The 23,584-nt window shown below is 39.0% G+C and carries 18 protein-coding genes; 6 read left to right on the top strand and 12 right to left on the bottom strand.

Annotation, left to right across the window (positions count from 1 at the left end; translation table 11 throughout):
* Positions 1-5: 5 nt before the first annotated feature.
* A complete protein-coding gene (locus tag FFJ24_RS13900; protein WP_138822067.1) occupies positions 6-3,302 on the bottom strand; it encodes a SusC/RagA family TonB-linked outer membrane protein in 3,297 nt (1,098 codons plus the stop codon).
* Between the two features lie 329 nt (positions 3,303-3,631).
* Here FFJ24_RS13900 and FFJ24_RS13895 point away from each other — a divergent pair, with 329 nt between their 5' ends.
* Positions 3,632-4,255 carry a TetR family transcriptional regulator gene (locus tag FFJ24_RS13895; RefSeq protein WP_138822065.1) on the top strand — a complete coding sequence of 208 codons (624 nt, stop codon included), beginning with the start codon at positions 3,632-3,634 and terminating at the stop codon, positions 4,253-4,255.
* On the opposite strand, the gene FFJ24_RS13890 is transcribed toward FFJ24_RS13895, so the two are convergent.
* Positions 4,227-4,412 (bottom strand): hypothetical protein, encoded by a 186-nt coding sequence (locus FFJ24_RS13890; RefSeq protein WP_138822062.1) that lies wholly within the window; start codon positions 4,410-4,412, stop codon positions 4,227-4,229. The genes FFJ24_RS13895 and FFJ24_RS13890 overlap by 29 nt on opposite strands.
* A 161-nt stretch (positions 4,413-4,573) precedes the next feature.
* Here FFJ24_RS13890 and FFJ24_RS13885 point away from each other — a divergent pair, with 161 nt between their 5' ends.
* On the top strand, positions 4,574-4,906 hold the full coding sequence (locus FFJ24_RS13885) for a hypothetical protein (protein ID WP_145315342.1): 333 nt from the start codon (positions 4,574-4,576) through the stop codon (positions 4,904-4,906).
* A gap of 369 nt (positions 4,907-5,275) precedes the next feature.
* Here FFJ24_RS13885 and FFJ24_RS13880 read toward each other — a convergent pair whose 3' ends face one another.
* The 9 genes from FFJ24_RS13880 to FFJ24_RS13840 all read right to left on the bottom strand — a co-directional run bounded on the left by FFJ24_RS13880 (position 5,276) and on the right by FFJ24_RS13840 (position 18,132).
* Positions 5,276-6,097, bottom strand: a complete 822-nt coding sequence (locus FFJ24_RS13880) for a universal stress protein (RefSeq protein WP_138822058.1) — start codon at positions 6,095-6,097, stop codon at positions 5,276-5,278.
* Positions 6,098-6,124: 27 nt separating this feature from the next.
* Positions 6,125-7,543 carry an inorganic phosphate transporter gene (locus FFJ24_RS13875; protein ID WP_138822051.1) on the bottom strand — a complete coding sequence of 473 codons (1,419 nt, stop codon included), beginning with the start codon at positions 7,541-7,543 and terminating at the stop codon, positions 6,125-6,127.
* A 554-nt stretch (positions 7,544-8,097) separates the two neighbouring features.
* Entirely contained in the window at positions 8,098-9,198 is a 1,101-nt protein-coding gene (locus FFJ24_RS13870) for a hypothetical protein (protein WP_138822050.1), read from the bottom strand.
* A gap of 97 nt (positions 9,199-9,295) precedes the next feature.
* Complete coding sequence (locus tag FFJ24_RS13865) at positions 9,296-10,597, bottom strand: hypothetical protein (RefSeq protein WP_138822049.1); 1,302 nt, start codon at positions 10,595-10,597, stop codon at positions 9,296-9,298.
* A 385-nt stretch (positions 10,598-10,982) separates the two neighbouring features.
* Positions 10,983-13,406, bottom strand: a complete 2,424-nt coding sequence (locus FFJ24_RS13860; RefSeq protein ID WP_138822048.1) for a TonB-dependent receptor domain-containing protein — start codon at positions 13,404-13,406, stop codon at positions 10,983-10,985.
* 41 nt (positions 13,407-13,447) lie between these two features.
* The gene (locus tag FFJ24_RS13855) at positions 13,448-14,230 is read right to left on the bottom strand and encodes a carboxypeptidase-like regulatory domain-containing protein (RefSeq protein ID WP_138822047.1); all 783 of its coding nucleotides are present in this window, start codon (positions 14,228-14,230) and stop codon (positions 13,448-13,450) included.
* A 167-nt stretch (positions 14,231-14,397) separates the two neighbouring features.
* Positions 14,398-15,411, bottom strand: a complete 1,014-nt coding sequence (locus FFJ24_RS13850; protein WP_138822046.1) for a FecR family protein — start codon at positions 15,409-15,411, stop codon at positions 14,398-14,400.
* Positions 15,412-16,062: 651 nt separating this feature from the next.
* Entirely contained in the window at positions 16,063-16,653 is a 591-nt protein-coding gene (locus FFJ24_RS13845) for an RNA polymerase sigma factor (RefSeq protein WP_138822045.1), read from the bottom strand.
* A 78-nt stretch (positions 16,654-16,731) separates the two neighbouring features.
* A complete protein-coding gene (locus tag FFJ24_RS13840; RefSeq protein ID WP_138822044.1) occupies positions 16,732-18,132 on the bottom strand; it encodes a S41 family peptidase in 1,401 nt (466 codons plus the stop codon).
* A gap of 179 nt (positions 18,133-18,311) precedes the next feature.
* Here FFJ24_RS13840 and FFJ24_RS13835 point away from each other — a divergent pair, with 179 nt between their 5' ends.
* Complete coding sequence (locus tag FFJ24_RS13835; protein WP_138822043.1) at positions 18,312-18,548, top strand: hypothetical protein; 237 nt, start codon at positions 18,312-18,314, stop codon at positions 18,546-18,548.
* Between the two features lie 141 nt (positions 18,549-18,689).
* On the opposite strand, the gene FFJ24_RS13830 is transcribed toward FFJ24_RS13835, so the two are convergent.
* Positions 18,690-19,412: a class I SAM-dependent methyltransferase gene (locus FFJ24_RS13830; RefSeq protein WP_138822042.1), complete on the bottom strand. Its 723-nt coding sequence runs from the start codon at positions 19,410-19,412 to the stop codon at positions 18,690-18,692.
* Positions 19,413-19,503: 91 nt separating this feature from the next.
* Between FFJ24_RS13830 and FFJ24_RS13825 the strand changes: the two genes are divergently transcribed.
* The 3 genes from FFJ24_RS13825 (at position 19,504) to FFJ24_RS13815 (ending at position 23,497) form a co-directional block, all read left to right on the top strand.
* On the top strand, positions 19,504-20,376 hold the full coding sequence (locus tag FFJ24_RS13825) for a LysR family transcriptional regulator (RefSeq protein ID WP_138822041.1): 873 nt from the start codon (positions 19,504-19,506) through the stop codon (positions 20,374-20,376).
* A 266-nt stretch (positions 20,377-20,642) separates the two neighbouring features.
* Positions 20,643-22,466 (top strand): glycoside hydrolase family 2 protein, encoded by a 1,824-nt coding sequence (locus FFJ24_RS13820; protein WP_138822040.1) that lies wholly within the window; start codon positions 20,643-20,645, stop codon positions 22,464-22,466.
* A gap of 431 nt (positions 22,467-22,897) precedes the next feature.
* Positions 22,898-23,497 (top strand): RNA polymerase sigma factor, encoded by a 600-nt coding sequence (locus tag FFJ24_RS13815; RefSeq protein ID WP_138822039.1) that lies wholly within the window; start codon positions 22,898-22,900, stop codon positions 23,495-23,497.
* Positions 23,498-23,584 lie beyond the last annotated feature (87 nt).

Here is a 23,584-nt window from a genome sequence, read left to right as displayed (position 1 = left end):
TCAAGTTAAAATTTTAGGTTTACGTTAAAACCAAATGAACGGGCCGAAGGCGTTTGGAGATTATCCTTTGCGGGATCAGGATCTATATTTGGCATTTTTGAGAACAATAAAAGATTACGGCCAACTACTGAAACATCTAAACCTTTAACAAATGATTTGCCTAGCAGCTTGGCCGGCACCTGCCATCCTAATGTTACCTCTCTTAATTTCAGGAAGGTTTGCGAAAAATAGTTGTAGTTATTGTAGGCACCATTACTGGTCTCGATCATATAATCGATATAGTTTACCGCTTTGGCATTTGGGGCGAAAACACGGGTATCGCTTGTAATATTACCTTTGGCATCATAGGTAGCTGCTCCGCTGGTAACCACGACACCATCACCAACAAAAGTTGCTTTCCCTGCATTAGCATCAATGCGGTATTGGTTAACTGTACCCGGATGTGTACCACCCCACCACATTTTCTGGTTGGTTGTCGAGTACATCAATCCGCCAAGTCGCCCATCAACCAGAAACTTCAGTGTGAAGCTCTTATAATTAAAAGTATTTTCGATACCGTAAGTCCAGTCTGGAGCTTCATTTCCAATAAATCTTGAAAAATTATCATTTAATGGAAAACCATTGCTTCCGTAAATAATCTGCCCCTGGCTGTTGGTCTGATAAACCGAACCATAGATCCTGTCTGTCCTATCACCCACACGCAGATTGCCCAGGGTTTCAGCACCCCCATAAATTTCTTTTAAATACCTGCGGTACTTGCTCAGATTTACGGCCATATCCCATTGAAAATCGTTGCTTTTTAATAAGGTTCCATTAACCACAAACTCCATTCCCTTACGTTGATAAACGTTTCCGTTAACCAACTGGCTACCATAACCGCTTGTTATAGAAATATCCGGAGAAGCGATATTGTTAAAGTCGCTTGTCTGGTAATAAGTGGCTTCAACACTTAACCTGTTCTTAAAAAACTTAGTATCCAAACCTACCTCCCAACTGTCTGACGTTTGTGGGGTAAGGTTAGCCTGTTTAAGCAAGCTGCCAAAAGTAAGCGCGGGAGTACTGTTCCAGCTCGTTCCTTTATCAAATGCCGGAAGATAACCATACGTATAAGTATCATCACCAAGTGTACCGCTTGAAACTCTTGACCAGGAACCACGTGCTTTTAAATAGCTAAACCAGTCTGGCAATTTAGTTAACTGGGAAACAACGACAGATGAGCCTATTGAAGGGTAGAAAAAGCTGTTATTATTCGTTGGAAGTGTAGAAATGACATCGTTTCTGCCAGTAGCAGTTAAATAAATTGCATTTAAAAATTCCAGATCTAAAATCGCATAAACGCTGCTTGTTCTTCTTTCTTCAACAGCGTTACTGCCCTGAAGAGGATTTGCAGAATTACTAAGGTTATAAAAACCAGGAATGCTTAATCCATCAGTATTTGTAGAACCGTATTTGTTATTTCTATAATAATTAGAACCACCAACCTGCGCGTGTAACTTAAACTTATTGCTGAAAGTATGGTTGTAGTCTCCAATTAAATCAGTAACCAGGTCAATGTAGTTTTGGGTAGCAACGGTAAATTGCCCTCTGGATTTATTACCATAACCGATGTAACTCATTGGTTCTTTATAAGTCCGGTTTAGGCCATAAGCGTTTATTCCATTTCTAAACTGAACACTAAAAGCCGGACTGATTTTATAATTCAGGTTTAATGAACCATAGGTGTTGTCTTTATCATAACCGCGCAAATATTCATAAGCCTGGAAATATGGGTTATTATAGTAAGAAACATTATAATTGCGTTGTTGAATACCCTCTTTGCCCGGCACCCAATAGTCTTTTAAATCCTGCACACTTACATCGGCCCCTGTCCATAAAACTAAATTGTAAAGGTAGTTGGTTGGCCCGTATCCGGTTTCAGGAAAGTTTTTGGTAAACTGGCGGTTGTAGTTCAATCTTGCATCAATTGTAAATGCATCTGAAAGTTTATAATTGCCGGAAACGTTAAAGGAACTATTGTTTAAGTCGGTATTCGGCACAATTCCTTTTTGATAAATATGCGAAGCTGAAGCCCGGAAGGAACCTTTCTCCGAACTTTGGGTAATGCTAATGTTATTACTTGAAATTAGTCCGGTTTGAAAAAAGTCTTCTACATTGTTTTTTCCCCTCGAAAGGAATGGAAGCGGAACTAATTTTCCGGTAACCGGGTCTCTTGGGCTGTTAAACTGAGGCGTTTCAAAAAAACCACTGGGCGTAGTGGGATCGGGTTGATCGAGTTTTGGACCCCAAATCCATCCAGAACCTTCTTGTCCTCCTCCTGAACCATCAACATAAGTATATTTTCCCTTGTAACCTGCACCATACTCTGTTTGTACCTTCGGAATCCTGATAAAACTTGGCTGTATTTGCGTAGAACTATTTACATCAATACTAAGATCATTCCCTTTGCCACGTTTTGTGGTAATCATAATTGCACCATTTTGCCCGATAGAACCATATAATGCAGATGCATTGGCACCTTTTAATATGGTTACCGATTCGACATCATCTGCATTTACACGAAAAAGATCTGCAGATTGGTCTGGTATGCCATCGATAACAATAAGTGGCTTTCTGCCTCTTAATGAAATACCTGGTTCCTGGAACAAATCAGTAGAATTGGTGATATTAAGGCCGGCAACCCTTCCGGTAAGCGAACTGATAATGTTCGGCTCTCTTGCCTTCACTAAATTTTCGCCTTGCACCGTTTGCGCCACATAACCTAATTTTGACCGTTCTTTTTTAACACCTAAAGCGGTAACTACCACCTCAGATAATGCTTTTGCATCCTCAGTCATTACGATCTGGTAGGTATCGGAATGATCAACTTTGATTTCTTTGTTCACATATCCAATACTACTTAAAACAAGTACATCGCCATCGTCAGCCTTGATTGAAAAATCACCTTCCTGGTTAGTAACCGTACCAGTATTGGTTCCTTTTATTAATACTGATATTCCAGGGATACCAAGTTTCTTCTCATCAGTAACATGGCCTTTGATAACCCTGACGTTTTCTGCTGTTTTTTTCTGCGGGGAAGGCTTTAAAACAATCTTATCATTCGTTTTTGGAATGGAAAAGGCAGAATTGAAAATAACGATAAGTAAACAGGTTACCCATAAACTCTTCTTCAGGCAACACAAAGATGGGTAAGTAAATCTTTTTTTCATAAAAGCTAATTCGTTTGTTAAAATTTTAAATGTTTTTTTGGTGTTATTATCGGGAACTTTGTTCAGTTTGGTTTCCATTTGGCCTGTTCCTAACATAGCCCTTTGTTTACCGCTGGGAGTGTTTCTCCCGTCTTTGCATCAGAGACCCATTCCTTTAATGGCAATCCCTTGAGCAAATGTGCTAGCGGATAGAATCAGCAGGTTGAACATCCATAGAAGCTTTTTTTTTCATTTTACTTAATATTTAGTTGTTTGTTTTGGAATGACAGGTGCTTTTCAACGGTGCTAAATTGAACATATCATATTAAGGTTAAGTTAAGATTCAATTAATATATTAATTGAACGTTCATTCAATCTATTAAATGAAATAGATTTGCAGAATACAGCTACTTTTGAGTAGTTTGCTCAATTAAATTAACTGCATAATGGGACGCAAAAGCCTAAAAGAGACCAGACGACTGGAGATTATTAAAGTATTTTATCAGGTAGCCAAAAAAGAAGGTTATGAAAATACATCTATTGCCAAGATTGCCAAGGTGATGGATATTAACCCAAGCCTTATTATTCATTATTTTGAAACCAAGGAAGGACTCACTTACGAATTGATCGACCATATACTAGACCGGTATTTATTGATTTATACCATCAAACATAAAGGACAAGCAAGCCTGGATGACTTACAGAAAACTATAGAAATGTTGTTTTCTAAAAAATGGAACCTGCTTTTTGATGACGGTTTATTTTATACTTTTTATGCTTTGGCATTCAGGGAAAAAAAAATCAAGCTTAAATATAAGATGATTCTGGATTCGTTGCGCAATAGACTTGCCCTGTTGATCGAACAGTGCAATGCACAGTGCATTACAAATGTAGATAACCCACAGGTTGCTGCAGATTTTATTTTTGTAATGGTTGATGGGGCTTATTTTTATCTTTCGATGGAAAGTGATAAAAAAGCTTATTCGGAACGTTTAGCCTATTATAAGCAAAAAGCCTACGATACACTATGCATATCTCCAATTAAGGTTGTTTCTGCTCCCGTTTGCTAAACTGACGGCTTAAAGCGAATAAACCGATAGACATCCAGAGTACATTTGCTGCTGCATTGGGAATGTCCTGGGTATCAACGGCAGTAACTGCCAGGCATAATCCACCCATAATATTAAGTGCCTGGAAGGAGATGGAATCTGCGCGGATTAATTTCATACTTAATAAAAGGTATCCGAGGGTACAAAATACTACTCCTGACCACCCAATAATAGACATTGCTAATTTCATATTATTAACTCCAATTACCTTATAAAAATGCTGTTACTTCTTGTATTCTGAACACAAAATCCTATATTTAACTGAAACAAATGTACAATATGGATCCGAACATTGTTACCCTAAATCTTATCAATTATATCGGCGATTACGACTATTATGATTCACTTACAGACATCAACAGCGACAAACATCCAAAATCCTTTACTAAACTGAGCGAGATCAGGGAAAGGAATAAGCGCCACATCACCGAACTTTTTCCTAATGTGAAATTTCGGGATAATGAAAACCAGTTGCTTGCGGTTGGCCGATTTAAGGATGATGTTAAAGCCAAGGTAGAAACCTTATCTAAAAAGGAAATAGAAGATTATATTGAAACCTTTAAAAAGGATGCTAAAAAAATCGAGAGGCTTTATAAGAAGGTGAGGAAGTAGTTGGTTCATTTGCCATTGGTTTATTAGTACTGGCAATTGCCTATTTATTTCATTGTTAAATTATTTGATATGTTAAAGCGGCAGTTACCGTTCAGTCATTGTAATTTGATTATTGGTTCTTACTCGTTTTGACCATTAAGAAATTAAGGACATTAAGATTTTGCCGTTTATATTAATTAGAAAAATCGTCATTTCGACTGTAGCGCAGCGGAATGGAGAAATCTATTTAATCATTTTCATTATAAAGATCCTTCATTGCATTCAGGATGACAAATTGATCGATAGGGATACGCCGAGGAAAGGATAGTAATATTTTATCGGCGCTCGCTAACTGATCATTGAAAATTGATTTTTGGTCATTTACCCCTATTATTCGTGCAATACCAAAATAGCTTTCACCGTTTTGTTCATTACCTGATTAACCGTGCTGCTGGTAAATAAGCGGTAAATAATATTGTGATGGTGTTTAACCAGGCAAAGGATATCGGTATGGTTACTTTTGATGAAATCCATAATACCATTTGGGGCACTGCTGTCCATAATGTAGTTAAATTCGATCTCCGTATCTGGTAAAAGATCCCTGATCCGTTTTTCACCCGTCTGGATGTGTACTTCATCCGATTTTTCAGCCACATAAAGCACCTGCATTTTCCTCGTTCCGGAGGATTTTAACAGTTCGCTAAGGGCAGTAATGTCTTTTGGCGATAATACTGTTTCGTAATCAGTGGCCAGCGTAATAATGGGGAAGTTGGTAAAACTGCTCTCTAAAGGAACAATTAATGTTGGAATCCGCATTTTGGTAACGGCCATGCTGGCGTTGCTGCCTACAATTCCGCTTATTCCTGTGGCACCTGTTATGCCCATTACTAATAGCTCTACCGGATTGTTTTCGGTATGTTTGGTAATTACTGTTTTTAAAAAACCAACATCACATATTGTTCCGAGCTTTACATCTTTAAGGTTTTCCCTTTCGCGGATGTTTTCGGCCCATTCCTTTAAAGCAGCTCTTTTATTTCCGTAATAAGATTCGATAAAAATGGCATTGTAGGTACTGTTATTTATACCTTCGGTAGGATGGATGGCATGAATAGCCACAACTTCCATTTTCAGCGTTTTTGCCATGGCCAGTGCGTAGGAGAGGGCATTTCCGGCACTTCTTGAAAAATCCGTTGCTACAAGTATCTGTTTCATTTTTTGGAGAATAATATTTTAAAACTGTTAAATAAACAGGTGAAAAAGCATGAATAACAAAATAGCCAATACAATCGATACCGGCAAGGTAAGCACCCAGGCCAATCCAATGTTTTTAAGCGTATTACTGTTCAGGTTTTTTCGTCCGCCAGAAGCCACCATTGCACCGGCTATCCCACTCGATAACACGTGTGTAGTACTTACCGGCAAGCCAAAAGCGGTACTCAGGCCAATGGTAGAAGCCGCTACAATTTCTGAAGTAGCGCCCTGCGCATAATTTAAATGCTCGTTGCCGATTTTTTCGCCAATGGTAACCGCTATGCGTTTCCAACCGATCATGGTACCCAGTCCGAGTGAAATCGAAATTAAAAGAATTACCCAAAGTGGTGCAAATTCTACCAGTTTCGATAACTCAGAAGCATTATCATGAAGCAACTGATCGTCGGTTGCATTAATTACCAATGTTTTATCTTCCCTGACTGTTTTTACCGAAGCAATAACGTCTTCAATCTGCTTACGGAAAAGATAAGTGTTTTTCTTGTCGGTTTCATTTTTGAGAGAAAGGTGGAATTTTGCTTGATCTATTTTATTTACAAGAGCGGCAATATCGAGTATTTTACCCTGATTAAGTTTTGCTGTTTTTTGCAGCAGTTGTTCAGTTTGGTTAAGCTGGAATAATACTTTATCATTGGGGATATGGTGGTTGACGGCAAATTTTGCAGGGAGAAAAGCAATGAGGATCAGCATTAATAAGCCCACACCTTTCTGTCCATCGTTACTGCCGTGGAAAAAGCTCACCAAAGTACAGGTGGTAATCAGTAATCCCCTGATTAATAACGGGGGCCTGTCATTTTCGCCATGCGGGATATGGAAAAGGGCATGGTATTTAACTACATGTTTTAAAAAATACATCAGCAACATGGCCAAACCAAAGCCGATAATGGGTGATAAAATGAGCGATAAACCAATTTCTTCGGCCTTGCCCCAGTTTACGCCTGTGCCGCCATAGTACCAGGTAAAAGCTAAACCGGCACCGATCATGGCGCCAATCATAGTATGCGAACTTGAGCAGGGGATGCCCAGGTACCAGGTGCCGAGGTTCCAGGCGATAGAGGCCAGTAAAACTGCTAAAACCATTGCGGCGCCAACACCAATTGGGAGGTTCATCAAAGCATCTAATGGTACGAGTTTTAAAATACCCATCGCTACGGCTATCCCTCCGGTAAACACGCCCATGAAATTCCAAAATCCCGACCAGGGGATGGCGATAACAGGTTTTAATGCTTTGGTATAAATTACAGTCGCTACAGCATTGGCCGTATCATGGAAACCGTTTACAAACTCAAATCCGACTACGGCAAGCAGGCAAACGATAAATACGATGGCAAGAGGGATACTTAAATCGGTGTTTCCGATAAAGGGTAAGATGGTGCAGAACGACGGCATAAAATCAGTTTGGATATTCAAGGTGCAGATTAATATCTGCGATGTAAATAAATGAATAAGTAACTGATTTAAATCGTTTTGAATGTTAAATGATTGTTATCAATAAGTTAAAGTGGGTGGTTGTTTTTTTAACACAGTACTAGTAAAATAAAATAGGAGGCTGTGTAAAAAAAGATTTACGCTGGCTCACTAAGCAAATTATATTTTGATACGTCGTCATTCCCAATTTAATTGGTAATCCTAATACTGTTGCAGAGTGCTTTAAGATTAGCTTCGCTGAGCGCTTCCGTCGTTCCCGCCTGCGCGAGAATGACGCAGAACGAAATAAAATTCAGGCCTTTAACTGCTAGATTTTACTTTTGATGCAGCCTCATCTTTAAGCAAGAGAGAAAGTTAGTGAATAGTTTAGTCCAGCCTGTTGATCAGCCAGGGAAAGTAACTGTAGATAAGTGAAAATAACCCGGGTTATCAGTTTTTTGATAGCAGAAAGGCAGGAAATTCCTGCCTTTAGTTTTAGTTTGATATGATAAATGGTTTTAACACTTTTGATTTCTCTATTGAAAATATTGTGAAAGGTCTGTTAATCTGCCACCTGACACATAAATAGTTTTCGTAGCAGCTACCGATGTTCTGGCATCTGTAATTACAAACAATTTAGATTTTCCTGCCTGAAAATTGAACCCATCTGTGGCAAAAGCTGAGGTAACTCTACCTTCGTTAGGTTTAAGTGTATAACCATTAATAACCAAAGGGGTACCAGAGTTATAAGGATAGCTATTGGTACCTTTTTCAACAATATCGAAACTGTAAATATAATTCGCCCCAGGCAGTGCTGGTAGCTCAATTGAATTTAGAGAGCCATCTTTTGGTAAGGTAAACCTAATTTCGGGTATAACTTTTGTGCCAACTACTGTGTTTGCAGCAGATGAAGGTCTGGTATAAAATACGAGATCTACATCAACACCTTTAAATTGAATCGGAAATGTGGTTTCAAATTTGGCACTGATCATCATATTGGCCGGATTAGCAGGAGGATCGAGTTTTACATTATCAACTATCTTGTTTCCATCAAAAAAGAAACCGATGTTCTGCTGTGCATTTGTTGATTCGATTATTTTTTTAAGTAGAATGGCTGTTTCCCCCTTTTTGCGGATGGTAATTTCTCTTGTTGTGCCCTTATCAATCAGTATTGAGGATACTTTATTGATAGCGCCGGTTCCTGAAGTGAACAGATTTCCATCCAATAAAAATTCGAGCTCTCCGGATAGCGCATAACTTTTAATTGCCAATGAAATGGAATTGTTGTATACTTTAGTGCCATCGTAAAAAATACTGATACTTTGATCGAATGGTGTTGCAGTAATGTTTTTGGTCAGTAATATTTCTGCTGTACCTTTCTTTCTTACCTTTAGAGTAGCGTTCTGGTCTTTTACCGTAAGCAGGGTTTTAATATTGATACTATTTGTAGTACCAGTTTTGGTATCAGCTATTACACTATCTTTATACAGGTATTCTAGATCTACCTCTGTATTTCCGCTAATACTTAACTGGATAACTTTTGGTGGTTCTGGTTGGAGAAGTTCTGCTTTGCGACAGGATAAACCTAAGGCTATAATGGCCGAAAAAAGGAAAAGGGTAAAGATTTTTAGTTTCATAAAAAGGGTAATTATCATTTAAAACAGAACAATCCTGTTTTTATAATCAAGAGACCATACCCAAAGGGTACGGTCTCTTTTGATAAGAGAGAAAAAATTAAAATACAAGTTTTGACCATGTAGCTGCCCAGCTTGGTAAAGTAACTGTAGATGGAGAACCTGGAGTATTGTACCAAGGTTGGCTTACACCAAATGCACTTGCATTGCTACCGTTAACTACTAAAGTGTTACCACCACCGTCAACATAAGTACCAACTGCTGCTGTAACAGCGCTTGTAAAACCGTGAACAGATGTAGAATTAAGATCTGAAAGACTTGCATTGGCGTCAGCATCAAAAACGATACCTCTTGGATAACCAGAAACAATTACGTCGATCAAAGTAACTTCCGAACCTCTACGCTCGCGGATACCATTACGGTAACCTAAACCAGCAATACCAGCAGTATTTTCAGTTCCGAAAACACTTACGTTAGTTAAAGTTGGGTGAGTTTTAGGTAATAAGCTAAAAGTAGCATCTTCTCCAGGTGCATTGTTATCAGATTCGATACCGTTTGAATCGCTGGCGCCGCTGCTTGTACTGTGTGTAGAATTTTTATCGGCAATAGCGATACAATCGGTTAGGGCACCAGTGAAACCATTGTCGAAATCAAACTGATCATCATCAGAAGCTAATGCAATTAAATTGCTCGGACTAACTGTACCACCGAAGAACTCAAATCCATCATCAAGACCGTAAGAAACCTGTACGTGATCGATAGTAGTACCGCTACCTACACCACCTAAAGTTAAACCGTTAACCTCAACATTTGGAGCCAATTGGAAACCAGCGTACTCAATGCGTACGTATTGGAAAGTACCACGGTTATCCGCGTCGTTAGAACCTCCGTAGTGGAATTTACCTTCATCTGCTAAACCTTCAATTAATTTATCCGTAACGTTGATTTTTGCATTACCTAAAATAATTACACCACCAAAATCACCAGGTTTACCTGTTGTGCTGGCATTACCATCTAAAAGGTAACGGCTGGTAAATACTATTGGAGCATTAGCTGTACCAACAGCGTTGATGGTACCGTCTTTTGCGATAACCAATACACCGTTTTGTACACCGGTAGTATTAACTGATGCTTTGATGTAAGTACCTGGCTGGATGGTTAATGTAGCGCCACTTCTTACGGTTACTACGCCACTTAATTCGTAAACGTTTCCTGCTGTCCAGGTAACAGAGCTGGTAATGTCTCCGCTAACTGCCACAACTGGCAATGATGATTGTGAATAATCTGCTGCTGAAGTGCTGCGGTTGCCAAATGCAGATGAAGCACCTTCATTTTTCTTACAAGCTGTAAAAGACACAGCAACAATTGATAAAAGACCGATTAAGTTTTTGAAATTTTTCATTTTCGTTTTTTTGTTTTCATAGGATCTGATAGGTACGATCCATGTTTTTTAGGTTGATTTTTTTTGTTATTTAGAGGTAGGGACAGATAATTCCTTGTTTTTTATGGAAATAAAAGCCTGCATATCACTAAATAGGATGTTTTTTATATCTTAGTATTTCTTATCGATAACTAAGCAGATCTGTTGGCTGCCCTTGGCTTTTAACAGCAGGTTTTTATAAATATTTCAGGTTTATCCTGGATTGGCCGTTCCACTAGAAATGATCGGTTTAAAACGGAGGGTTCTGATACAACCTTTCGTTTTTTTTATGGCTATGCAGGAAACACTGTTCCTCCTTTCTGATTAAATGTTGTAAGCTTATTTAAATTGTTTTTCATGGTAGCTTTTAAAAATTATAGGTAATGGAAGTGCTGTAAGTGCGGCCAAATTTTTGCGAAAACATAATCTGGTCTCCATCATCTAAATTGTTTGTAAAACCGGGCTTCAGGCGGAATCTGGTACTGTAATCGGAAGTGCCGGCGATATGATCAGGGTTAGCTTCGTAGCTGGCTGTGTTTTTGAAAATAACAGATGCTTTATTGAGCAGGTTGCCTGCATTTACTTTAACTTCGAATTTGTTTTTGTAAAATTTATAACTCACCTGTGCATCAATCTGTGCACGTGGGTTTTCGTACTCGATATTGTTAAGCTCCGGACTAACAAGTGTTGTTTTACGCCCTGATTCATTGTAGGCAATGTTAAATCCAAAATGTTCGTCCAAATATTGCAAACCGGCATTAAGAAGATAGGGTGCTTGTCCGTACATGTTCCTTTTTGCTTTAGAGCTTACCATTATATCATTTCCATCTGGTCCTTTGGTTTTGTAGGTGCCCACAACATCTGCTGTTTGCAGGGTAAGGTTTCCGTAAAGGGTAAGGCGCGATAACAGGGCATAGCTGGAAATAAAGCCGAGATTTTTCCTCAGTTCGAATTCTAAGCCATAGACTTTGGCTTCATCAGAATTTTTGATATAATAAAAACCAATGCCGTTTGATAGGCTGTAAGTAATTTCAACGGGCTTATCGAATTTTTTATAGAATGCGCTTGCCGAAATAATTTCGCCAAGGCCCGGAAACCACTCTGCTTTAAAATCATAATTTTTAATTTGGGTACTGGCTAAACCTTCATTGCCAAACAATCCATCAAACATTGGGTCGTATCTAAAAAACTTACTGTTATCCATTAACTCTGGTCTGATTACTGCATTTGAAAATGCTGCCCTCAGGTTAATCTGTTTGGTAGGACTGTAGGTAAGATTGGCCGATGGCAACCATCGCCATTTATTTTCTGGAGGAAGCGAAAATAGGCTTGTTCCCTTAATATTAAGATCATTGCGTTGCTCGGTATATTTATAATATTCGGCCCTAACACCCCAAACTAACCGTAACTTTTCAGCAAGGCGGTTATCGAGCATCACATAAGCTGCATTGGTAATACTTTTTCCTTTATAGCCATTTAGATAATATGGGCTTATAAAGTAATTGTAGCCATTGTTGCCAATTTTTGCCGGATCAATCATCTGTCCAATTGGGATATGTCTTAAACTATCAGGAATTGTAGCGTTTTGAACCAGCGAAACGATTTCCCAGTTTAACGATCCTTGCTTCTGTATGCCAAAATAGCCGGTTTTTAAGGTGTTATTTAAAGGCCCTGTTTTAAAAGGCATGCTTGCATCTCCCCCCCATGAAAAATGGTGCTCATTGTTGCTGTAGTTATGGCGCGATGTGGGTTTGATATTTCCCTCCCTTTGCCCACTTGCCTGGTAAAAATACTCGTAATCGTTACCTACGTTTTGTAAGTTCTGTGTAGTAATACCCATATCCTTCTCTTTACGGTCTATTGATGTTCTGGATAGGTTCCATTCTAATTTAACCTTGCCAACCTGATGCTGCCCGTTGAGTTTATTTTGTAAAAGATCTGTATAGGTAGGGTCGTCGGTTTCGATGATGGCATTCGGTTTTAGTCCATTGGTATAAAAAGTAAAACCATCGTTTGCATCGTAGCCAACCGTTCTTAGCAGGTCGTTATTGTAAATATGTGTGTAGGTGTTGCGGAAACTAAACCTATTTTTGTCCAGTTGTAAGCCTACATTTAACATGGCTGCTAAAGTGGTGTTAAACATGTATTTGGCACCCGTATTTGGAGTGTTAGCATTCCATTCGCTTCTGGTTTGTTGTTCAACAATATTAATGTTCTGGTTGTTGCGGTAGTTTAAAGATGCTGTATAACCAAGTTTTTTGTTATTTGTGGTATCAATACCGATTAACCTGCCCATGGTAAACTGATAGTTTTGCGATGGTGCGGTTTTATATTTGTACATCGTAAAATTATCATTCGTAAACTTCTGGCTCTGGGCCATTAATTTTTGTGCATACTGTTCAGGTGTAAGGTTATTATTTGGCATCACAGTAGGTTCGGTATGCTGTAAATCGGTTGGAAATTTTCTTCTTCCATCATCAAAACCGAAATAATCATATTTGCCACGTTTGTGGCTTAAAAAATCCTTACCTGTACTTTGGTCGTTGTAAGCAGTACCTGCAGTAAAGCTCATAAAATTTTCATTGGGTATATCTTTAGTGTTAATCTGGATCAAACCACCTCCAAAACTGCTGATCATATCGGGGGTAACGGTTTTGCTTACCACTACATTATCAACAAGGCTCGAAGGAATCAGATCAAAAGAAAAATTGCGGGTTTGGGCTTCGGTGCTTGGCAAAGTAATACCATCTAACTGTGCGGTATTATAACGTTCGCCGATGCCACGTACCAATACCAGTTTATTGTCTATCGAGCTTACACCGCTTATACGTTTTAAACTTCGCCGATGTTTTTATCCGGTGTTCTCGAAATCTGTTCGGCACTAATCCCGTTACTGATTTCAGAGGCGTTTTTCTGACGGGACAACAAGCCATCAACTGATGCTTTTTTGTATGTCGCGGTCACTACAACATCCTTAAGCCCCTTTGCATCGGGTTTTAAAGAAATATCTAGTGGTGTGGCTTTGTCGGCCTTTACCATTACATCACTGATGCGTTGTGTTGCATAAGAAATATAACTGATTTCTACTGTGTAGTTGCCGGGTTCTACGTTGATGCTATAACTTCCGTCGCTGGCGGTTTGGGTGGCTTTGCCCGTTTCTATAATTTTGATGGATGCACCAGGTAGTGTTTCACCTTTTTCGTCGAATATTTTTCCCGATATCCGGCCCGGTTTCACCGGATCGGGTAATTTATAAAGCAATATCGTATTGGCGTCGGCAAACCTATACGTTACCCTGGTACCAGACAATATTTTTTTGAGGATAAGCTCAAGGGCCGTGTTTTTTACTTCAAGGCTTACTTTTCCATTTTGACTAAAAATCGATTTATTGTAATTAATTGAAAATCCTGCTTTTTCTTCAAGTAACGAAAGTGCATCTGGAATGCTCATTTCTGCTATTTTAATGCTCAAACTGCTTTCTTTTGGTGTTTGCGCAAAACTGCTTGCCATGCCCTGGTTAAATAAGAAGGTACACAGTACCATTAAAGCTACCATAGGGCGGTAATCCAAATTGATAAAATATTCTTTTATATAGTCGTAAAACCCTATTTTCATAGGTTCAAGATGTTTTTTAATTCTCACGGGTTAAAAACTTTTGTTTTAGGAGCTGGATTGTTCGAGCAATCCGGCTCCTTGTTCATGTTAAGAGGTTTAATTGTTTTTCGTAGGTATAAATCCGGTTTATTGCGCCTTTTGCAGCGCCATAGCATATCGCTAACTCATCATTGACAGCCCTCCCCCCATACGGTAATTGTTTTGTTCGCAGTATCTATTTTATATTTCATCTTTTTACCGCTCATCACGCGGATTTCTTCCATTATATTACCAATGCTTTTGTTTGTAAAAGTTGCATTAAACCTGCACTGGCTGAGTTTATTGGTCTTCAATTCAAAATGCACATTGTAATACCTTTCTAATGACTTAAACATACTGGGAAGGGCTACATCTTTAAAAGCAAAGCTGTTTTTAATCCATGCATTAACTTCGGTAATGCGCTCGTTACGGACAATGTAATCGTGTGCTTTTAAATGGTATAATAATTTCATTCCTGGGGTAAGCAGCGAAAGTTGTTTTAATTTTCCCTCACTGTTTTCCGAAACTTTTACTTTACCTGTACGCACTGCCACGCTGAAGGTTCCGTCTTTCGGATAAGCATATATGTTAAAGGAAGTACCCAAAACCCGGGTCTGCATTTGTCCGCTATGTACTATAAAAGGACTGCTGGTATCATGTTTTACTTCAAAAAAGGCTTCACCTTCCAGTTGGATATTTCTCAGTTTGCCTTTAGCAAAATGTGATGGCCAGGTAAGTTTACTGCCGGCGCCAAGATATACAACCGAACTATCAGGCAGTATTAACTTCACTTTTTCGCCTTTTTGAGTCGTTTTACTTAAAAAAGCAATAGGTACTTGTGTTTTTTTGTAGGCGTACCAACCAAATGCTGCAGAAATAACCACTAAAACTGCGGCAGCATATTTTAATAATGGATATAGCAGTTTGCTTTTTGGTTTCCGCTCTTCAATTTTGTTCCAGATCTGGTTAAGGCCTTGTCTGGCTTCAAAAGAGTAGTCGGCTTTACTGTTTTGCTTTTTCCATGCTTTTTCCATCACTGTATGAAATTCGCTGTCGCCATTCGCCGGATCGGCGAGGTAATCCAACAGAATTTTTTCCTCATCCTGATTGGTTTTGCCCTCCAGGTATTGTTCAAATAATATTTTAATGTAATCTTTTTTCACTTTTTATGCTTATTCTTTACGCTTTTATGCTGCGCGCTACTGTATATATGCACGAGAGTTGGCATACAGCTATAAGGGGAGAAGATTTTTTTAAAAAAAGATTTAATGGATAATTAATCACCAATAATCAATTTGTATTGACGAATTAGCGAGCGTGGCGCATCCCTATTAATCAACTTTTCCTCCTATTAATCTCTGCGTGGAAATTCCCTTCTAGTTTCCGTCATTTCGAGCGGAGTGTAACGAAGCCGAGAAATCTATTGAGATAGATCTCTCCATTTCGCTGCGCTACAGTCGAGATGACGACCATTCTATTGAATCCTTTAATTGAAAAAGAGTCGAAGGATCTTTTATAATAATGAAAATAATTAAATAGATCTCTCCATTTCGCTGCGCTACAGTCGAGATGACGACCATTCTATTGAATCCTTTAATTGAAAAAGAGTCGAAGGATCTTTTATAATAATGAAAATAATTAAATAGATCTCTCCATTTCGCTGCGCTACAGTCGAGATGACGACCATTCTATTGAATCCTTTAATTGAAAAAGAGTCGAAGGATCTTTTATAATAATGAAAATAATTAAATAGATCTCTCCATTTCGCTGCGGCTTCACTCGAGATGACGATTGCGGTAGCAAACGCCTTACGCTCAGCAGAACATCACTAATACCAATGATATTATCGTTTCCGGCGAATAAGTCTTAAAGTATTTACGCATAATGTTCAGCGATTTTTTCAGGTGGTTGTTCACCGTGTTTTTAGAAATCCCCATTAGCTGCGATATTTCTTCATGTGTGTGGTGGTCGTTACGGCTCATAAGGTATATCCGTTTTACCTGAGGAGAAAGGCTTTCGATCGCTTCCTGTGCCAATTGTTTCGATTCTTTCGCATCGAGTTCATCTTCAATGGTATTAAAAGCTTGTTCCCGTGCTAAACTTTCGCTGCTATAGGCTTTTTCCCTCGCTTTTTTACGGAGTGTACCTAAAAAATTATTGCGGATCAGGGTATAAAGAAAAGCATCGAAATTTTTTTCAGGGTCTACTTTTGCCCTGTTTTCCCAAAGTCTGACAAAGCTATCTTGTGTAAGTTCTTCGGCTTCTTCGCGGCAGCGGGTAAAATGGTAGGCATAACCAAATATCTTTTGGCAGTACTTGTGGTAAATTTCATTAAAAGCAGCAGAATCGCCAGCTTTCAATGCATTCAGGAGTTTTATATTTTTAAAATCTTCCAACTTTTCCATGAGTAGCGGTTAACGGATGCAAGTTAGGGCTTGTGTTTAAAGTTAATGTTAAGCTAATGAGAACCTTTTCTATCTCTGCTACCGGTGGGTGATAACCATGCCCTGTTGCGCAGATTGTGCCCTTGAATCCATTAAAATATTTCCGGGTTGGAAAGCCCCTGAAAGCATGGTGTTAAGACCAATACCTGTTTTGGCTACTTTACCACTTATCCTGCCCATTGCTGCTTTTACCAGCGGATCGGCCTGATCGCCAAATGGGAGCAGGGGTAAGGTATTGATTTCATTTACATTTACATCAGGCTGGATACCTGCACTGTAATTACCGGTTCCTTGTGCGTTAAATAGTTTGTACACAATCGGGTGCATTTCCCAGTTGATCTGTTTTGGACTCCGTGCATCAAATATCCTGAACGATGCTTCATCTTTCCCCCTGGTTTTTTCACCGATCTGTATGACCTGGATAAAGGGTTTTAAATTGTTGATCATCACTTCCGAAGCCGATGCCGTGGCGGCAGATGATAAAATATAAACCCTGCTTAAGCCCAGGTTTTGCTGAAGAAGAATATTGAAATTTACAGTTTTATCGAAAGTTGCTGCGGTACCGATGGATTCTGTTCTGGTTCCACCATTTTTATTGCCCTTGTACGTAATAAATGCTTTATCGAAAGTTACATTCTGTGCAATCATGGTACATATTGCTGCCGCTTCTGCTACCTGACCACCAGCGTTATAACGTAGATCAAGGATAAGGTCGGTAATGCCTTCCGCTTTGAAATTATTGAAAACCGGAAGTAATGAACTGGCCAACCCGCCATTAAAATCAAGAAAATTGAGGTAGCCGATTTTTTTTCCATCACTTTCTATCACTTTACTGATTTCTTTTTGATCGAGGATTACCCTTTTAGTCAGTTCTACGGTACGTGTCTCCGTCCATATACTGTTATTCTGTTCTGCCAGCGTTAACGAAAAGTGATTGCCGCTTAAAATTTCGTCCTGCAGGGCATGTGCATTGGCAGTTGTTAGTGCTTTTCCGTTTATCTGGCTGATATAATCTCCACGTTTTAAACCTGCCCGTGATGCAGGAGAATCTTTTAGAACCAGTTTAATAATTCCAATTACTTTTGTACTGTTCTGGTCGCTAACGGTTACATAATCAAAACCAAAGTTCCGGTTGTTCGGTGTAAAGGTTGTGGCATCGTTGGGGATATTGATATAGGAAAAGCGGTCAGAAGCATTGCGGACGGTATTAAAAAAATCTTTGGGTGATAAACCGATATTTGGATCGGAAGGTAATTGCTCATTCCAATAATAATAGCGTTTCAGGCTGTCGAGTATCCAGGTATTGATGTTTTCATTACTTCCGGCGGGATAATCGGGTCGTTTTTTGTCTTTTTTGCAGGAATGAAGGGAAATGATCAGAATAATAAGGTAAGGGCAGTAATAAACAATTCTTTTTAACTGAGTTGAGCGTTTTTTCATAACCTTTCTGGATTTTAAGAGCAAACTTAAAACTACTATTGTTAAGCGGGGATTAAGTTTTAAGCCAGGCTAATGAGCTTAAATGAAAAAATGTTTACTGTTAATTTGTGGTTAGCAGATGAATTAACGTTAACGTAACAATAATTAAAGGATCGCTTTTTATTGTGTTAACTTTGTGTGTGAATATCCCGCTCTACATCTATTACGAATTGCTGATCCGTTTATCTGAAATTGAATCCGAAATCGGTTATTATGTATCTTCAACCGCCAATGAAGAAGTTTGCATATTGCGTACTACAAATGGTACTTTAAAAGTTCCGGTTAACTTTTTAAAGCGACAGTTCGAAGATCCTAATCTGATCAATCAAGATGAATTAACTGTATTAAGTAAAGGTTTTAATCCTGGCTACCCATAATGTGGTAGGTGGGTCAATTAAATCATTTTTAAAAATAAACCCTGGATTCTTTTTTTGCTAAAATAGAATTATTCTTGCTATTCATTAATCTTAGTGGAGATTTTGCCTGGTAGTAGTTGCCATACCACCAGGCAAAATTTTTTATTTTATCGCTCCAAATGCTGCAAAATAAGAGTTTTTATGTAGTATCTCAGTAACGTTAAACCCAACTTTTTGCAGTAATGCCAGCTGATAGTTTAAAGAACGGGGGGTATCTTCATATTCAATATAGTCAAATACCTTCTGTTTATATGCTTCATCACCAAGTGTTTCAAGATAGGCTCCATATTGATCCTGAAAAAGATTATCGATCAATACAGAATCGTGGGCAATGAGGTCTGAAATCCAGATACTGCCGCCGGGTTTTAAGGCCTGGTAAACTTTAGTAAAAACAAGTTCCCAATCGGCATCAGTACGCAAATGATGAAATGTTGCTGCGGCCAGTACAATATCAAAATGGTTATCTGGTAAATTAAGGTTGCGCATATCGTCCTGTATAACGGTTACTACTCCGGTAGTTTGTGCCGATACCCTACCACTTGCGCGTTCCAGCATCGGTAAACTCAAGTCGTTAAGGGTACAGTTAAGGTTTGGGATTTTGCTGAGCATTTTTAATGTATAATTACCCGCACCACATCCAATATCCAACAGTTCTTTCGCGTTTGGATTAATATATTTGGCCGCTCCGGTGCAAAGCTCCATGGTAAGTGGCGCATCGATGGTGGTTTGCTGACCGCTTTCTAAGTTCGAGAAACGTTCTACATCATTGTCAAACCTTGTTTTGATTTCTTCATTTGTTGCTTTATGCGAATAATCTTTATTCATTGCTTTAATTTTTTTGTAAAGTTAGTGTTGTTAATCATATTTGTAAAATATCAATTTTAGCATATATCAATACCTTTTAAGTATTATAAATATGGAACTCAGACACCTGTTGTATTTTAAAACTGTTGCAGAAGAACTTCATTTTACCAAAGCAGCAACCAAACTTTTTATCTCGCAACCGCCTTTAAGCAGGCAGATTAAACAACTGGAAGAAGAGCTTGGTGTACAGCTGTTTGTTCGGAATAATAAGCGTGTTGCATTAACAAATGCCGGAAAGTATTTTAAGAGTGAGGTTGATGCCATGTTTGATAAGCTGGAAGAAAGTAAGGAAGTAGTTCGTAAAATTAATGGAGGGGTTAGCGGCGAATTAAAGATTGGTTATATCAGTTCGGTTTACCAATCACACCTTGCAGAAATTTTAAAATTAATGCATCAGGAATTTCCTTATCTGAAAACGAGTTTGTTCGAAGTACCTACACTCACCCAAATTAAAGCGCTGGAGCAGGGCAGCCTGGATGTGGGGATTTTAAGAGCCCCGGTTTTATCCGAAAAATTGAAAGTAGAATCTTTGTTTTTTGATCCCTTTGTGGTGGTTATTCCTTTAACAGACCAAAAAAATGATCGCCAGCAAAAACTTGCAGATTTTTTGAAAAAAAGTCCGTTTATATTCTTTAATAAAGATTTTGCACCCCAGTATAATCAGAAACTCATTGAGATTTGCCAACGAATGGGTTTTAGTCCAGACATTACCCACGAGGCTAACAATGTACACTCCATATTACAATTGGTAGAAGCGGGCCTGGGAGTATCTATTTTGCCATTATCGTTAAAAAAGCAATATGTACATTTGAAAGTATCCTTTGTAGAGTTTGATGCCATTCCTGTTCATACAGAGGTGGTATTGGCTTATAAAGAATCTAATAAAAGCCCTGCGTTAACCTGGTTTATTAAACACTATACCTAGTTAAAAATGAATTGACAAATTCACTCAAAAGGATATGCTATTGTAAAGCTTTTTTTCCTGATATCCCTGAGGCCGAAGTAACGCTATGCAGCCCGTTCATAAAAACTGTTCAGCATATTGCTAGATGTGGACCAGATGGAGTAAACTTTCCCAGATGAAATTATAAGCGCTACAAAAATAGTTTTGGTATGTGATAAATCGATTTATTAGGTTAAAAATGATATATTAGTGTTCCAGAACCATAGAACCTTAATCTTCCGGATAATATGAAAAAAACAGTTTTATCTATCCTATTCCTTTCAGTAATATTGCAGGCATATTGTGGAAATGTTTGCGCCCAGACTGCAAAGCTACCCACCAAATGGACTAAAGAGGCGATGGCGGCCCAAAATCCTTTTCCTGATTATCCGCGCCCCCAGATGGTACGTGGAGAATGGAAGTCATTAAACGGTAAATGGGATTATATCGGCGGAAAAGATAAGCTAAATGCATTCAACCCAAAAATGCCGATTACATTTGCCGGAAAATCTGAACAAATACTTGTTCCATATTGTCCCGAATCAGTGATCTCGGGCATTGAGCGCAAGCAGGAGGTTAACATGTGGTACCGCAGGCGTTTCGAAATACCCCAAAACTGGAAGGGAAAAAATATTTTAGTCAATTTTGAAGCCGTTGATCATGATGCGACCATTTTCGTTAACGGAAAAAAGGCCGGATTTCACTCGGGTGGCTATGATGCCTTTTCGCTGGATATTACCCCATTGCTAAAATCAGGAAGTAATGAATTGATTGTTGCCGCTTATGATTCCAATGACGGTAGAATGCCTTCGGGCAAGAACGGACCACGGGGAGATTATACCTTCAGCTCTGGCATCTGGCAGGGGGTATGGCTTGAACCGGTGAGCGCAGTTCATATTAGAAATATCAAGCTATTGCCCGATCTGGAAAACAGCAGACTAAAGGTAACGGTTGATGCAAGTTCCTCTGTCATATCTGCAGTGGTACTTGATGGCAATAAGATCGTCTCCGAGGCGCAGGGGACTAACGAAAAGGCTTTTTATCTGCCAATCGAAAATCCAAAGTTATGGTCGCCTGATGAGCCTTTTCTTTATGATCTCAAAATTACGGTTAAAGATCACAAGGGTGAAACAGTTGATGAAGTGAAGAGCTATTTCGGTATGCGGGATATTAGGCTGGGAAAGGTGTCAGGTGTTATGCGTCCTTTGCTGAACGGAAAGTTTATCATGCAGGTTGGTCTACTTGATCAGGGCTATTGGCCGGATGGAATTCTGACTGCTCCTACTGAACAGGCGCTGAAATCTGATATAGAATTTACAAAAAAGGCGGGCTTTAACCTCATCCGCAAACATATGAAAACCGAACCAAAGCGTTTTTACTATTGGGCAGATAAACTGGGCATTCTGCTTTGGCAGGACATGCCGGCAATCTGGTACCAGAATGAGGACACGGCAAAAGTACGCTCCGCTTTTCGCAAAGAACTTAAGGCGGTAATGGACGAACATTACAACTCGCCCTCGATTATTGCCTGGGTTCCCTTCAATGAGAATTGGGGTGCTTTCGATGTACCGGCAATAACCGATTGGGTAAAAAAATACGATTCCTCAAGGCTGGTAAATGGCAATTCGGGGTTTAACAACAATCCCAGCTACCAGAAGGCGGCTGGTGATCCGGGTAATGGAGACTTTGTAGATACGCACATCTATATTGGCCCCTATGATGCGTCTGTACCTGACGATAAAAGAGCCGCATCTTTGGGGGAGTTCGGTGGTGTGGGACTATTTGTAAGGGACCACATGTGGCCTGTAGAAAACAATGCTTATGCCTATGAACCTACAAGTGCTGCGTTGACGGATAGGTATGTACTGCTGATGAGCCAGGTTGAACAGCTGATGAAATACAAAGGTCTTAGTGTGGCAGTTTATACCCAGACAACCGATGTGGAGCATGAGGTTAACGGCTTGCTGACCTATGACCGTGCGGTTGAAAAAATGGATACAAAGAGGATAAATGAAATAAACAGGGCAGTGATCGCTGAGGGAAAAAAGTTAAATGAAAAGAGTGTAAAATAAACTGTATCTAAGGTTAGTAATGTTAACTTTTGACGGAGTTTATTTACACTCTTCTAAGAGAAAAGGTTGTTAAGTTATCAAAATACGCTTAATCTTTTTTGGCTGGCTGACCAATCATTTCTGTAAGTTTCTCTTCAAAATCTTTTATAATCAATGTTTTACTAATAATTTTGCCAACGTCAAGTGGCATTTAATGATCCTGTAAGTTGCATTGACGCGACAGAGTAGGAATCTACAACGCCAGGATGGCAAATAATTCTCAGACTTCCAAAGACCGCGCTTCAGGCCTATCCATGTGTTTTATGTTTTCGTCCCTAATACCTGGGACATTGGATCGGATCTATAAAAACTACAGTTAAATAAACGCACTGTTACGTTTCCAAAATTATAACTACCTTGTCTTTTTAAGTTAATGTATATTTGCCAGACGAATGATCAACGTTAATTACACCGATGAAAAGTCTTTACTACTTCAATTAAAAGATGGTGACGAGCGGGCATTTGAAATACTATACAATAACTATAAATTTCGGATCGCCGGAAATTTATTCAAGCTTCTCAAATCTGACGACCTGGTAAAAGAGGTGCTGCAAGAGCTTTTCTTTAAAATATGGGAGGTGCGTGCGCAGATTGATCCCGAAAAATCTTTTAAATCTTATCTCTTTCGTATAGCAGAGAACCTGGTGCACGATTATTTTCGGAAAGTAGCCAAAGACAAACGTTTATTGACTAAAATGGTTGCTTCAAGTTCAGAGCTGTATCTTCACGTTGAAGAAGATTTGCTGAGTAAAGAAGATGCTCAAAAATTACAACATGCCATAAACCTGATGCCTCCTCAACGTAAAATGGTATTTATACTTTGCAAATTAGAGGGTAAATCTTATAAAGAAGTAGAGCAGATTATGGGTATTAATGCCAAAACCATCAGTAGCCACATGCTGCAGGCAAATAGATTTCTTAAAACTTATTTTAGGGATTCTCCGGCACTTGCCATTTCGATAGTTTTGAGTGTTTTATTCAAAGGCTTTTGATCCTGATCGTTGTTTTTGGAAATTAATTGTTAATTTCTTGTTAACAGACTAAGGATATTTTTGAACAGCTCCGTATTAGCTGTAAAA

The sequence above is a fragment of the Pedobacter sp. KBS0701 genome (assembly GCF_005938645.2).
Taxonomy (GTDB): Bacteria; Bacteroidota; Bacteroidia; order Sphingobacteriales; family Sphingobacteriaceae; genus Pedobacter.
This window is presented reverse-complemented; position numbering and strand designations above follow the sequence as displayed.

What these genes read in the sequence shown, in the direction of transcription:
- FFJ24_RS13900 (WP_138822067.1), bottom strand. Translation starts at nt 3,302, where the DNA reads ATGTTAGGAACAGGCCAAATGGAAACCAAACTGAACAAAGTTCCCGAT.
- FFJ24_RS13895 (WP_138822065.1), top strand. Translation starts at nt 3,632, where the DNA reads ATGGGACGCAAAAGCCTAAAAGAGACCAGACGACTGGAGATTATTAAA.
- FFJ24_RS13890 (WP_138822062.1), bottom strand. Translation starts at nt 4,412, where the DNA reads ATGAAATTAATCCGCGCAGATTCCATCTCCTTCCAGGCACTTAATATT.
- FFJ24_RS13885 (WP_145315342.1), top strand. Translation starts at nt 4,574, where the DNA reads ATGGATCCGAACATTGTTACCCTAAATCTTATCAATTATATCGGCGAT.
- FFJ24_RS13880 (WP_138822058.1), bottom strand. Translation starts at nt 6,097, where the DNA reads ATGAAACAGATACTTGTAGCAACGGATTTTTCAAGAAGTGCCGGAAAT.
- FFJ24_RS13875 (WP_138822051.1), bottom strand. Translation starts at nt 7,543, where the DNA reads ATGCCGTCGTTCTGCACCATCTTACCCTTTATCGGAAACACCGATTTA.
- FFJ24_RS13870 (WP_138822050.1), bottom strand. Translation starts at nt 9,198, where the DNA reads ATGAAACTAAAAATCTTTACCCTTTTCCTTTTTTCGGCCATTATAGCC.
- FFJ24_RS13865 (WP_138822049.1), bottom strand. Translation starts at nt 10,597, where the DNA reads ATGAAAAATTTCAAAAACTTAATCGGTCTTTTATCAATTGTTGCTGTG.
- FFJ24_RS13855 (WP_138822047.1), bottom strand. Translation starts at nt 14,230, where the DNA reads ATGAAAATAGGGTTTTACGACTATATAAAAGAATATTTTATCAATTTG.
- FFJ24_RS13845 (WP_138822045.1), bottom strand. Translation starts at nt 16,653, where the DNA reads ATGGAAAAGTTGGAAGATTTTAAAAATATAAAACTCCTGAATGCATTG.
- FFJ24_RS13840 (WP_138822044.1), bottom strand. Translation starts at nt 18,132, where the DNA reads ATGAAAAAACGCTCAACTCAGTTAAAAAGAATTGTTTATTACTGCCCT.
- FFJ24_RS13830 (WP_138822042.1), bottom strand. Translation starts at nt 19,412, where the DNA reads ATGAATAAAGATTATTCGCATAAAGCAACAAATGAAGAAATCAAAACA.
- FFJ24_RS13825 (WP_138822041.1), top strand. Translation starts at nt 19,504, where the DNA reads ATGGAACTCAGACACCTGTTGTATTTTAAAACTGTTGCAGAAGAACTT.
- FFJ24_RS13820 (WP_138822040.1), top strand. Translation starts at nt 20,643, where the DNA reads ATGAAAAAAACAGTTTTATCTATCCTATTCCTTTCAGTAATATTGCAG.
- FFJ24_RS13815 (WP_138822039.1), top strand. Translation starts at nt 22,898, where the DNA reads ATGATCAACGTTAATTACACCGATGAAAAGTCTTTACTACTTCAATTA.